Source organism: Seonamhaeicola algicola, assembly GCF_007997385.1.
Taxonomy (GTDB): Bacteria; Bacteroidota; Bacteroidia; order Flavobacteriales; family Flavobacteriaceae; genus Seonamhaeicola; species Seonamhaeicola algicola.
Window position 1 is genome coordinate 429948 of record NZ_VOSC01000019.1, and the last position, 13538, is coordinate 443485.

11 protein-coding genes and 1 tRNA gene are annotated in these 13538 nt (G+C 30.5%); 4 read left to right on the plus strand and 8 right to left on the minus strand.

All coding sequences use genetic code 11. The features are described 5' to 3' along the window. Positions 1 to 138: 138 nt before the first annotated feature. From FUA26_RS07295 to FUA26_RS07320, 6 genes are all read right to left on the minus strand, one after another. Complete coding sequence (locus tag FUA26_RS07295) at positions 139 to 2208, minus strand: T9SS type A sorting domain-containing protein (RefSeq protein WP_147133715.1); 2070 nt, start codon at positions 2206 to 2208, stop codon at positions 139 to 141. A 187-nt stretch (positions 2209 to 2395) separates the two neighbouring features. Then, positions 2396 to 3613 carry a hypothetical protein gene (locus FUA26_RS07300; protein WP_147133718.1) on the minus strand — a complete coding sequence of 406 codons (1218 nt, stop codon included), beginning with the start codon at positions 3611 to 3613 and terminating at the stop codon, positions 2396 to 2398. 113 nt (positions 3614 to 3726) lie between these two features. Then, positions 3727 to 4479 carry a LytR/AlgR family response regulator transcription factor gene (locus FUA26_RS07305; protein ID WP_147133721.1) on the minus strand — a complete coding sequence of 251 codons (753 nt, stop codon included), beginning with the start codon at positions 4477 to 4479 and terminating at the stop codon, positions 3727 to 3729. Positions 4480 to 4482: 3 nt separating this feature from the next. Next, the gene (locus tag FUA26_RS07310; protein ID WP_246109098.1) at positions 4483 to 7308 is read right to left on the minus strand and encodes a sensor histidine kinase; all 2826 of its coding nucleotides are present in this window, start codon (positions 7306 to 7308) and stop codon (positions 4483 to 4485) included. Positions 7309 to 7520: 212 nt separating this feature from the next. Further along, positions 7521 to 7859, minus strand: coding sequence for a DUF4870 domain-containing protein (locus FUA26_RS07315; RefSeq protein ID WP_147133727.1), 339 nt, complete (start codon positions 7857 to 7859; stop codon positions 7521 to 7523). Between the two features lie 67 nt (positions 7860 to 7926). Beyond that, the gene (locus tag FUA26_RS07320; RefSeq protein WP_147133730.1) at positions 7927 to 8769 is read right to left on the minus strand and encodes a universal stress protein; all 843 of its coding nucleotides are present in this window, start codon (positions 8767 to 8769) and stop codon (positions 7927 to 7929) included. A gap of 180 nt (positions 8770 to 8949) precedes the next feature. On the opposite strand from FUA26_RS07320, the gene FUA26_RS07325 reads away from it, so the two are divergent. The 4 genes from FUA26_RS07325 to FUA26_RS07340 all read left to right on the plus strand — a co-directional run bounded on the left by FUA26_RS07325 (position 8950) and on the right by FUA26_RS07340 (position 12346). Beyond that, entirely contained in the window at positions 8950 to 9720 is a 771-nt protein-coding gene (locus FUA26_RS07325; RefSeq protein ID WP_147133733.1) for a DUF3108 domain-containing protein, read from the plus strand. A gap of 7 nt (positions 9721 to 9727) precedes the next feature. Continuing rightward, on the plus strand, positions 9728 to 10081 hold the full coding sequence (locus FUA26_RS07330; RefSeq protein WP_147133736.1) for an FUSC family protein: 354 nt from the start codon (positions 9728 to 9730) through the stop codon (positions 10079 to 10081). Between the two features lie 123 nt (positions 10082 to 10204). Further along, a complete protein-coding gene (locus tag FUA26_RS07335) occupies positions 10205 to 11257 on the plus strand; it encodes a M28 family peptidase (protein WP_147133739.1) in 1053 nt (350 codons plus the stop codon). Between the two features lie 60 nt (positions 11258 to 11317). Continuing rightward, the gene (locus FUA26_RS07340) at positions 11318 to 12346 is read left to right on the plus strand and encodes a M28 family metallopeptidase (protein ID WP_147133742.1); all 1029 of its coding nucleotides are present in this window, start codon (positions 11318 to 11320) and stop codon (positions 12344 to 12346) included. 71 nt (positions 12347 to 12417) lie between these two features. On the opposite strand, the gene FUA26_RS07345 is transcribed toward FUA26_RS07340, so the two are convergent. Together FUA26_RS07345 and bshB1 are read right to left on the minus strand one after the other, a co-directional pair. After that, a tRNA-His gene (locus FUA26_RS07345) sits at positions 12418 to 12493 on the minus strand. A gap of 95 nt (positions 12494 to 12588) precedes the next feature. Next, complete coding sequence (gene bshB1 / locus FUA26_RS07350; RefSeq protein WP_147133745.1) at positions 12589 to 13305, minus strand: bacillithiol biosynthesis deacetylase BshB1; 717 nt, start codon at positions 13303 to 13305, stop codon at positions 12589 to 12591. Positions 13306 to 13538: the final 233 nt, after the last annotated feature.

Below are 13538 nucleotides of genomic sequence, written 5' to 3' on the forward strand. Positions count from 1 at the left end.
TTTTTTAAGCGCTTTTTTATTACCTCCATTTGTTTTAAAAACTATCAAATTAAACAAATCTTTAATTAATTAAGTAAAAAAAAAGCGCCCAACAAGTTGAGCGCTAAATTGAGTTGATGTTATATCAACCCAGTTCCTTTAATCCCTAAGGAACTTTTGATTAATAGCATTTTTAATAGTTTTTACTTGAATGATGTACACACCTTTGTTTAAATTAGATACATCTATACCATTTGAAGTTTCAATAGCTTGCTTTAAAAGTTGACCATTAATGTTGTAAATAGCTACGCTTTCAACTTGTTCTGTAGATTCTATAAATAATCTATCACTTACAGGGTTAGGGTATAGTTTTACTGAAACTGAATTTGTATTTAAAGATACATCATCAATTCCTAATGTAGAATTGTACTCGTAAGCTCCTAAATCTATCGTAGAGTTAAAAACCCTATCATTACCTGATAAATCTAAATCACCTAATAAAGCTGTATCATAAAATGAATTATTTCCTTGGTCTATAATGTAAGACGAGCTTGATGTTGGTTTATAATCAGAACTCAAGTTAAGAGACACAGTGTTTGGATCTAAATCTTGAACATTATTAAATGATGGTGCTGCAAAAGCTCCAGATGCGCCTCCGTTGTTTGTAATTTGGGTTATTGAATTATTAATTACTAATTCATAATGATTACCTTGTGTCCCATAAGAAATATCTCTGTCTGCGTAAGTTCCATTTAATGTATTACCAAAGAAGATAGAGTTATTTATCTCTAAATGTCCCCAAGTATTATCAGATCCCATGATAATAGCCTGACCATAAGATGTATTATTGACGTTTACTACATTATTATTAATAAAAGATGAATTAGTTATTATTAAATCTAAGTCTCTGTAGTTTGTAAATGAGCCATCAGGAATTCTATATGCATTGATAACAGAAAACTTGGTTTGGTTATCAGCAAACAGAACATTAGAAAAGTCTGCATAGATATCATTAAAACGATCTGCATGTAATAAAATAATACTTTGCCCCACACTTACATTGTTTGTAAAACTTACGTTGTAAAGTTTGAAGTTATCTTTTAAACCAATTCCTTTTATTAAAAAATCGTTACTATAGTTATTTTTAAAACTACAGTTTTTTATGCTTAGGTTTTCAATCCAAGTTGAAGCTCCACTGTATTTTGAATAGATAACACCATTGTCTTGATTATGAGCATTACTTGAAGTATCGTAAATATTTTCTAAAATAAAACCGTCAATAGTAATATTAGTAGCATCTACTAATATTAATCTATCGGCATTATCAGATTTATTAGATGCAAAATCACCATCAATATCATCACCGTTCATATCACCTGTAATAACAGTTGCATTAGTTGTATTTATTAAAGATAAATCTCTATCTGATAGTTGAGTTTCAGTACCATCAAAACCACCATAAATAGCAATACTAGTTTCATTTATTTCTAATGGCGTGTTTTGAGCTGTTGGCTTATAAACACCTTTAGCTACCCAAATTTTACTATTTGGACTAGCACTTGTTAATGCAGCATTAATTGTTGTGTAAGCATCAGCCCAAGAACTTCCGTTATTTGCTCCAGAAGCATTGGCATCTACATAAACAGGACCATAATTACAGTTAGAAGAATAGCTAGAGTTTGCATCTTTTGTCCATCCATTAGCATATTGACCTGCATTAGTAAAAGGCGGTGAAAAACTAGCATCATGCTGAATACATGTTAAATTAGGATTTCCATAAGATTTCATATACGAAAAATTAGCATTATTCCCATTAGCTAAATTTAATTCTACCAACTGATTATTTTGACAATGAATTTGATTTAATGTAGGAATACCACTAACATCTATAGTTGTTATTTGGTTGTTTGCACAATGTAATCGTGTTAAACTAGTATTGTTACTAACATCTAACGATGTAAGTATATTTGAATATACTTCTAATGTAGTTATATTTACAAAAGCTTCAATTCCTGTTAAATCTGTAATTCCTAGACTTGTTGCGGATATTGTTCCTGTAAAAGCTTGCGCTTCAGCTACCGAAATTTCTGTATCAGAATTTGTATTAATAGCTGTATTATTTAACAAATAATTTTTAAAGTTAAAATCTGGAATGTTTACATTTTGTGCATGTATGCTATAGCATGCAGTCGCTATTAAAAAGTAAAATAAGAGTAATGTTTTTTTCATTGTAGTTGAGCATTTTTAAAATTAATCAGCTACAAAACAAGGCTAACACCTAAGGTTTTTAATATGCTTTTTTCTGAATAGGTCTAATTTCTTTCTGAATGATTTCGATAAAAAACAGCTTTATAACGCAAAAAAGTCTGTGTGTAAAACAGCAGACTTTTAAGCATACCTAAATAATATATAAATGTTATTCGCAATTCATTTTTTGTCCGTAAGGCATTTGTCCGTGAATAATACCACCAAATTGTGAACTGCCATAACCACTACCATTATACTGTTGCTTGATTAAAAAGCCTTGTAAATAGCAGTCGTTATTTTTATTTTTTTCTGTGAAAGCACCTTTTATCCAACGGTATAAAATACGACCTGTGTATTTGTTTTTTACAATACTCCAATCATTAGATTCTATGTTTATCTTTAGAAGTTTTGCACCATCTTTTGCAATGGTTTTAGACACATTTTCTTTAGCAAAACTCACTAATGAAGCATTACTATTCATGCTACCTGCTTTTGGCATCTTTATAGCATCCATAGTTGATTTTGCAGCAGCATCATAATTTGCTTTTAACGTGGCTTCAAATTCTTTTACAATTGGCTTTGCTTTTTCTAACCACTCTAAATGAAATTGTTGATTGCCTTTACCAATCACGTTTAAAATAGTAATATCGTTTTCGTGCATGTACGATGGTACATTAAATGCGTGTCCACCTTGGTGCGATGCGGCATAAATTACAAATACGTCGTCTGCAATTAATATGCCTCTTACAAGAATTGGCATACCTGTACCAAGCTCTAAAGTTTGCGATCGGTCTGCACCTACTTTGGTTGTAAACATTCCTGAAACCAACTCGTAACCAATATATCCTTCTGGTGACATAGCTACTAGTTCTGGTGTTGTTAAAAAGCGTAACCATGCATAATCTGGATCTTGTGCAGGCAATAAATCTACATTATCACCCATGTCTGTCATTTGGCGTCTTAATTTTACACGATCTACACCAACTGCGCTCATGCCTTTTGTCATCGCAAACGGATACGACATGTATAAAAACTCATCACTTACTGCATTTGCAGATTTAGGCTTATTAGCGTCGGCTTCTTGTTGCTTTTTTTCAAGATACTTTTGATAGTATAAATCTTGCTTTGCTTGGTCGTTTGGATATTTTTTAGCTAATTCAGCTTTAAATTCTTCATCGGTATATTCGGTTTTTGATGAATTTTCAGTTGAAGAACTGCCAACCATACCTGAAGCGTTTTCAGATTTTGAAGATGAACTGCTCGTTTCTTTTTTATCTAACTTCTTCTCTACTGCTGCTTTGGCTTTGTTTTTTAGCATTTTACCAAATTGCGCATGAGAGACGTTGTAGCATAATGCCAAAACGAATAATAGAACTATTTTTTTCATAAGAATTGTGTTTAATAGACTTCAAAATAAAGCACTTAAGCACTATTCTTAATTTGGTTTTTTCTGAAAATGATGATTTTTTTTCTGAAGAAATTTCAGAAATTTCAAATAAATCACATAAACGTTTCCTTAATCACTTCAAGAAACTGATCGCGTTTAGATTTTGAAATTGGGATGCGTTTTTGATTGTTCATTAGCAAATAATCGCCATCGTCTTTAACCAATTCATCAACATATTTTAAGTTGATTAAATACGAACGATGACATTTAAAAAACATCGCGTTGTGTTCCAATTGCTCTACAAAGTGCTTTAATGGTTTACAAATGGTTTTTTGTTTACCATCTATAAGTTGTACATTAGTGTACATACCATCGGCTTCAAAATAGACGATATCATTATGCGATGCGAACATGATGCCTTTAGGAATTTCTAAAGCAATTTTGTCCATTGAGAGTTGCTTTAACGAGTCGCGTAACTTGTTTAACTGGTCGTTTAAATTGTTGGCTCTTATCGCTTCTTCAGCTTTTGTTACTGCTTCTTTTAACTCGGTTGTGTCCACTGGTTTTAACAGATAATCTATAGCCGACAGTTTGAAAGCTTCAATCGCATATTGGTTGTATGCCGTTACGAAAATGATTTTAAAATCTATGTGATTTGGGAAGTATTCTAAAATATCTAATCCTGATTGATTTGGCATTTCAATATCTAAAAAAACAACATCTGGTTTACTGGTTTTAATCAAATCGACACCAGATGCTAAATCTTGCGCTTCTTCAATGCTAGTAATACTTGCGCAATGTTCGGTTAGCAAGTTTGACAGTAAATGTCTGGCGCGTTTTTCGTCGTCTATAATTATCGCTTTCATATCTTAATGTATTGGCATGGTGATGACCACTTTTGTGCCTGCAGCAACGTCATTTTCGTCATACAAATCGTTGGTCGTTATGGCTATATCACGCTTTAATTTGTTTTTATAAAGATGCACACGTTCCTCATTAGCTTTTGTTGCAAAGGGTTTGTGCTGTTGGTTTGGTCGTTTTAATTTTTCGGATTGTGCGCGACCAATTCCGTTATCTTCAACAGTAATTTCTAATTTATTTTGCTGAATAATTTTCGCTTCAATATGTAGTTTTCGGTCGTTTAATTTGTGTAATAATCCGTGTTTTAAAGCATTTTCAACATACGGTTGAATAAATAACGACGGTACTTTTATCTGTTTTGTTTTCAATTGATTATCAACCGAAATTGTATATTCCAATTCATCTTCAAAACGCACTTTTTCTAATTCTAAATACAGTTTTAAGGCATTTAATTCTTCCTCTAAAGTAATTTCGTTTTGCTGACTGTAATCTAAATACATGCGGATTAATCGGCTAAACTTCACTAAATACGAGCTTGCCAATTCCTTTTCGTTTGAAATTATATAATCTTGAATAGAATTTAAGGCATTAAAAATGAAATGCGGATTCATTTGCGAGCGCAGATTTTCTAACCTTAAGTTTGTTATTTTTTTATCGATTAAAATTTTATCAACTTCAGCAATTCGCTGCGCTTCTTTTTGTTGTAATCGCCATCTAAAATACAGCCAAACTAAACCTATTATTGTTGCTATTACTAAACCATAAAACCAATAGGTTTCCCAAAATGGTTTAGTAATTACAAAGCTTATAGGTGCAGCAAAAACAGCTTCTTTCGCACTTAAATTTTGGGCTTTTAATTCAAAAGTATACGTGCCGCTAGACAAACTATTAAAAGTAACAAAATGTGTGTTTAGCGGTATGTTTTGCCAACTTGTATCTATCTCTTTAACGCGGTATTGGTAGCTTACGTGTTGGTTAGATTGAAATCCGTTTGAGTTAAACGACATATCAATTTTATTTAAATGGTGCGGTAGTTTGTAATTGGTTGCAACTAACGTGTCGCGGTCGTTAATTTTTACAGCTTCTACCCTAACCTTGGCTGTTTTAAAATCTTTGAACAACGCATCCGATTTTGGCAACGCATAAAATGCTTTAGGCAAGCTTACAATAATTTGATTTTTAAGTATTAAAAAATCGTTAACCGCTGTATTTAAACCATCTTGCGCACTTAACAATTTAAGCTGATGTGTTTTTGTATGATATTGAAATAATCCAGCATCGGTTGAAATCCAAAGCACCAAACCATCAGCATGAATAGCGTTAATTTGAAGGTTTTCAGGAAGGTTAATTCCTGAAGGTTTTAGCGTATTGTTTTCGTATTTCAATAATCCATTGTGCTGGGTTGCAACCCAAACTGTTCCGTTGGTTTTAGTTAATGTATTAACCAGTAAACTTTTAGCATTGAACGTGATTTCTTCTGCATTAAATGTTTGCGTATTGTATTTATAAAGTCCGTCGATATACGATACAAATAAATGATTATTGGAAACCACCGAAGCTTTTACACGACTTTCCTTAAGAATTTGTTGTTTAGGATTATTAAACGGATTTTTATATACAATACCTTGACGGTAATTACCATAAAACATGGTATTATTATCAATTTTTGAAAAGGTTTTAGCAACTGAAAATCGGTTATTTACGTCTAAAATTTTGTCATTTTTAGGATTAACCACAAACGATTCTGATGCATTAATACTAACTATTAGTTTATCGTTTTGCGCATCAAAAAAAAGTTTCCCGATGATTTTTTTTCCTGGTAATTGCAGTGTTTTTATTAGCTGATTGTGATTGTAAAACAGTAGTTTACCATCATTGGTTCCTAAAACAAATTGATTGTTTTGTAACGCAACAGAAGCTGTGATTTTAGAGTCTAAGTTTAATAATTCAACACGACGGATATTTAAATTTGGAGATACAAACACACCATTATCTAAAGTTGTAAACCAGTAATTTTTATTAAAATCTACTTGAACATCGGTAATAGATTCTGTTTTAAAAAGTTGTTCTTTAAAGGTGAAAATTTCATTTTCAAAACCATAAATAAACACGCCAGAACTGGTTAAAAACCAATAGTTGTTTTCAATATTTAAAAGCCCGTAAATAGTTTCATTATATATTTGTTTTGGTGTTTTAAGCTTTGTAAAAATATTGTTTTTTGGATTAATTGCATACAAAACATTACCCTTTAAGCTTTTGTGTGTAAAGAATACAACATTATTAAACGCAAATAACTTTGGTGATTGAATGCGTTTTAAACTGGTTATTTCAAATATTTTGGTTGATTTTTTTTTATTAAACTTATAAATACGGTGGCGCTCCAAATTGTTTTCAAAACTTATGGCAAACGTATAATTAATCTCATTAATTTTAGAATTGCCTATGCACATACCACCAAACAGCTTGTTAACTTCTTTTGTTTGTAAATCAATAATATAAATGCCCGTTACAGTAAATAATGTAATGTGCTCATTGTTTATTTCATAAGGTGCTAATTGCCCATTAACCAATTTACTAGCATCATAAAACAGTTTTAATTTATCGTTTTCTACATAAAATATTTGACCGTAAATGTTAATACACCACAATCGGTTTTTTTTATCTAAAATTAGTTGAAATAAGGAGTTTGATTTTTGTTCAGGATGACTAAAACGCTCATAAGTAGTACCATTATACCTAAAAAGTCCTTTATCGGCAGCCAACCAAATATAGTGTTGGTGGTCTTCAATAATATCATAAAACTCAACATCTGGCAATGGTGATACGGCAGACATATTTACCGAAACAGGGTTTTGAGCCTTCAATAAAAAGCCAAAACAAAAAAATAATATGTGTATAAAATAGCGCCGCATATTTACCAATAGGCAAACTTACTATTTATGTACACAAAACATGTTATAATTTTCTGTAACTGCTTTATTTTTTTCTGAATAAAAAAACGCCTACAAAAATGCAGACGTTTTATATTTATCTCATACTAAATAAACTAACTAATAAAATTAAGAGATAAAGGATATTTTGGAATTTCGCCATTACTAGCTTTTATGGCATTTATTATTGGAAAAATAAATGAAAATATACCTAAAATTAAAAATCCTAAAAGACCTAATCCAAAAAATAAAATTAAAGGAATACAAACAATAAAATACACTATTAAACTTAATTGAAAATTAATAATGTTTTTTCCGTGATTATCCATGTGATAAACACGTTCTTTTTGGGTTGCCCATAAAATTAAAGGTACAATTAAACTACCAAAGCCCGTTACAAACAATACCAATTGGCTTAAGTGCGTTAATACAATAAGTTGATTATCTTGTCGCATAATATTTTGTTTTTTGATTGATACTTATACGACGCTTAAAAATAAAAAATGTTACAAAATTAGTTATTTAAACCTCTTCTTTTGTAATAATTAGTAGTGGAAATTTACATGAATATGCTATTTCTTCTTCAGTAAAATTATTAAGTAAATATTCTAAAAAAGAATGATTTTTTTTAATAATTGCTAATAAATCAAATCCGTTATAATGCTTCTTTTGTTTAATTGCAGTTAATAAACAACTTTCATAATCATTTAATGTTTTATGAGTTGCTTCTTTATAATACAAATTAAAAAATGTTTGATTATGCCTATATTCTTTTGAGTTTTTATTTCCTGTAAAATGCAACACTGTTAAGTTAGATTGATATTGTAAAATAACATCTTGTAATGCCGCCAAAGTGTCTTCGTTATATAATGTAATATGGTTTGTTAAAAAACTTACTTTTTTGGGAGCTTTAAATTCACAATTTTGAGGTATAACTAATAACGGAGTTGTACATTGTTTCATTACCCTTACTGTATTACTACCAAACAAAAAACGTTGCAAACCACTAGCGCCTTTTGTACCCATTACTATTAAATTTAAATGATATTTTTCTATAATTTGATTAATAGAGTCAATAAAATTATCATAATCAACAATGGCATGAAATGTATGCTTTTCATTCTTTTTAGTTGAAACAATGTTAGTTATAATGTTTGAAATAGATTTTTTTGCAGCTTTAATAATGGTAGAATACACGGTTGTTGTAGATGAAACTACCATCATATCATCAGATATAAATGAAGATGCTTTTTGTACATTTAAAACATAAAAATTACATACTTCATCTTTAAATAATTCGGTTGCATAATTAATAGCATTTATAGAATTTTTTGAAAAATCTGTGGGTAAAAGTATAGATTTCATGACTCTAAATTTTTAATTACAAGTAAATTTAACTTTAAAACCCTACAGAAACTATGACAATTATCAGCCAAACAACACGTTACAAATACCTAACAATAAAAATTAGCATAATAATATAAAGCATTGTATTTTCGGCACAATAAATGTTTATCAATACGTTATAACCATAAACTAATTTTTATGATGCGTTTTTTGCTTCTATCAATTTCGCTTTTATTTTTAACTTCAAGTTTAAAAGCGCAAAATAATGCCGTTGCTGCCGGAGAAAAACTTGTTTATACAGCCTCTTACAACATGTCTGGCTTACTAAACGACATTGCCGAAGTTACCTTAGAAACTAGTAGCGTACAAACCTCAAAAGCTGTATTATTACGTTTAAAATGTACTGCTGCTACTTACAGTAAATGGGATAATTTTTTCAAAATAAGAGATTTATATGAAAGCTACGTAAGCCCTAAAACACTTACACCCTATTTGTACAAACGCAATATAAATGAGGGCGATTATTTTAAGGCTATGAAGTACACATACAGCCACAAAACTGGCACCATAAAATCTGTTCAAACTAAAAAAAATAATAAGGTTGAAAACAAAACCTTTAAAATAAATGCAGGATCAAAAGATATTGTATCGGCTATTTACAGTCTTAGATTATTAAATTTTGATGCCATGACTAAAGGACAAAAAAAAACCGTTACCATAGTTTTTGATAGAAAAGAAACTAAAGCTTACATTACTTACTTGGGTAAAGAAACTTTATCAACAAATATTGGAACAAAAACGTGTCATAAAATTTCAATTGGTAGTCAGTCAAACGTTTTACAAGGAAGCAATAACAACCTGTTGTGGTTAACTGCCGATGAAAATAAAATTATGGTTTACGGTAAATTTAAAATACCCGTGGGCAATGGCGAACTTAAAATTAAAACGGCTTCAGGCTTAAAAAACTAAAATAATTATGAAAAAACTTTTTACAATTTTAGCCGTAATAACATCTGTTTTAGCTGTAATTCTTGCTGTTTTACCTGTATCAAAATTAGCTATAATTCCTTCTGTTTGTGCTTTAGTATTTGGCTTATTGGCATTTTATCTTTCAAAAAAAACAGGCGAAATAAAAAAAATAATTCAATTTACATTCTTTTTAACCATTATAGCACTAGTATTAACAACATACAAAGTGGTATTTACAAAAACAGAAGTAGCTAATACAGAAGAACTTGAGGCTACCGAAACAAAATCTGAAGAAGATGCCATTGAAGAGTTAGAAGAATTAGAAATTGACGAAGCTGAATTAGAAGATATAGAGTTATAATACACGCTTAATTCAATGTTATTTGTATATTTGGCTCACATATAGCCAATTAAGCTTTAACCCAACCAATTAATTTTATCGGTTTTCATAAACTGATACAAATAACAAAGCGTCTTTTATTAAATGAAAACCTTTTGCATTCTCTCAGCATTTGTGTTTGTTGGCACCTGCGCAACACCTAAATACACAACAAAAATTAAAAACTTAAAAGATAGTATTATTTTAGTTGATAGTGTAAACGCTATTAAATATGCTAAAAGTATAACTACTACAGAACTAAAAACACATCTTTACACCATTGCTTCAGATTCTTTTCAAGGAAGAGAATCTGGTACCAAGGGACATAAAAAAGCTGCACTCTATTTAAAAAAATACTACAAAGCCCAAGACATTAAACCTATACCTAAAATAAATAGCTATTTTCAAACCGTACCCGCTAGTTTTCTAGAAAACAATAAACAAGATTCAAATAATGTTTTAGCCTACATTGAAGGTTATGAAATGCCAGAAGAAGTCATTATACTATCAGCTCATTTAGATCACCTGGGCATAAACAATAATGGTAACATAAATTATGGTGCTGATGATGATGGCTCAGGCACAGTTGCACTCATGGAAATGGCTCAAGCATTTAAACAAGCTAAAAATGAAGGAAATGGCCCCAAAAGAAGTCTTTTGTTTTTACACTTTACAGGAGAAGAGTTAGGTAAAAAAGGCTCAGAGTTTTATATAGAAAACCCTATTTTCCCTTTAAAAAATACTGTAGCAAACTTAAATATTGATATGATTGGTAGAGTTGATAACAAACATAAAACCAATACAAACTATGTGTATTTAATTGGCTCTGATAGATTAAGTAAAGAACTTCACTATATTTCAGAAAAAGTAAACAATAGCTATTATAATTTAGATTTAGACTACAAATACAATGTTATTGGTGAAAGTAATAACTACTACGGAAGATCTGACCACTATAACTTTGCTAAAAAGAACATACCTGTAATTTTTTATTTTAATGGAGAGCATGATGATTACCACAAACACTCTGACACACCTGACAAGATAAATTACAAAGTGCTTCAAAAAAGAACACAGCTAATATTTACTACAGCATGGCAATTAGCAAACCAAGAGAAAAGAATAGTTTTAGATGAAACTAACCAACTGTTAAATTAAATCTAATTAAAATAAAGCTTATTACTATTTTTGTATCATAGCAATTATTTAATAAAACATATGCATAAAATATTACTACTAATATGTGCTGCTACTATAATTTCTGCCTGTAGCTCATCAAAAAACAAAAAAAAAACCGAAGAAGCTAATCCTGTAGAATATGCTAAAACTATTACTGCAGAAGAGTTAAAAAACATGCTTTACACCTTTGCTTCTGATGAATTTGAAGGAAGAAAAACAGGAGAGCCTGGACAAAAAAAAGCCATAGAATTTATAAAAAACCATTACATAGCTAATAACATTGAATCTCCAATTGGTAACGGTGAATATTTTCAAAAAATAACAGCTACTTTTTTTAGAAGTAACATGAAACCATCAGAAAATGTTGTAGCCTACATAAAAGGTGCTGAAAAACCTGATGAAGTTTTAGTAATTTCAGCGCATCTAGATCATATTGGGATTTCTAAAAATGGTGAAATTAATAACGGCGCAGATGATGACGGTTCGGGTACTGTTGCGTTATTAGAAATTGCTGAAGCATTTAAAACAGCTGAAAAAAATGGACATGCACCTAAACGTTCTATTCTGTTTTTACACGTAACTGCCGAAGAAATTGGTTTGTTTGGCTCTAGATATTACACTGATTTTGCTCCTATTTTCCCTTTAGAAAACACCATTGCAAATTTAAACATAGATATGGTGGGCCGTATAGACCCTAAGCATGAAAATAATCCTAATTACCTATATTTAATAGGTTCAGATAAACTCAGTAAAGAACTTCATAACATTTCTGAAGAAGTAAATAAAACATACTTTAATATGAAGTTTGATTATACGTATAATGCCGATAATGACCCAAACAGGTTTTACTACAGATCAGATCATTACAATTTTGCAAAACATAATATTCCTGTAATATTTTATTTTAATGGTACGCATGCCGATTATCACAGACCCACAGATACACCCGATAAAATTGAATATGACCTTTTAGCTACAAGAGCCAAATTAATTTTTCATACTGCATGGGAATTAGCTAATAGAGAAGAACGTATTAAGCTAGATAAGAAAACAAAAAAAGAACTTTAACTTTTAAATTATAAATTTAAAACATCTGTAAACAAAAGAAGCCCCTCCAAAAAAGGAGAGGCTTTTATTTTGGGTGGAAGATCGGTCTCGAACCGACGACCTCCTGAACCACAATCAGGCGCTCTAACCAACTGAGCTACAACCACCGTGTTAAAAAGCATTTTTGTAATGCGAGTGCAAATGTAATTCATTTCACTTTTACTACAAAACGTTTTTTAATATTTTAAATAAAATATTTTAAATTATTTTAAATCGAATAAACTATTAACCGCTACATAACGTTCAGTTGTAAAACCTTCACCGTACTCAACACCAATTAATCGGCCTAAATCTCTGGCTCTATATTTAACACTATCTGTAAAGTTTTTACTAGAAATAGGTGTTTCTGGTTCTTTACTTTTAGCATCAAAAAACTGTGTTTTATAAGCTAAAACGGCTTCCATTTTTTTATCAATAAAACCTGTTACATCAACAACAAAATCGGGTTCAATATGTTTCCATTGTATATAATGGTAAACATGTTTTGGGCGCCATTGTTTTTGCAAAACGCCATTAACTTCTGTTTCAATTTTTATTAATCCGCTTAAAAAACAGGCATCACTTACTAATTTACTTCCTCTCCCATGGTCTATGTGCCTATCATCAATAGCATTACACAAAACCACATTGGGTTGGTACTTTCGTATTATTTTAATAATATCTAATTGGTGTTGTTTATCATTAATAAAAAAGCCATCGGCAAATTTCAAATTTTCTCTCACAGCTACACCTAAAATGTTTTTAGCATCTTCAGCTTCATGAGCTCTAGTTTGCGCTGTACCGCGCGTACCTAATTCGCCTTGGGTTAAATCTATAATACCAACTTTTTTTCCGTTAGCAATTTCTTTAGCTATGGTGGCACCACAACCTAACTCTACATCATCTGGGTGTGCGCCAATGGCTAAAATATCTAGTTTCATAACATTAAATTTTAGGCTAAAGAAATAAAATAGCAGCAATTAACACACGCATTTTTTGAAAATTTTAAGATTCATTTTAAACCTCAACAATTGTATTCTTTTAAATAATTGCTAATCACTTAAAAAGTATAATTACTCAAACGTATTCGCTAGTAGTTTCTTCATTTTTTATAGGCTAAATATAACAATAATTAAAAAATTAAAAGAATGCGTAAAGTATGACTTTGGTCATG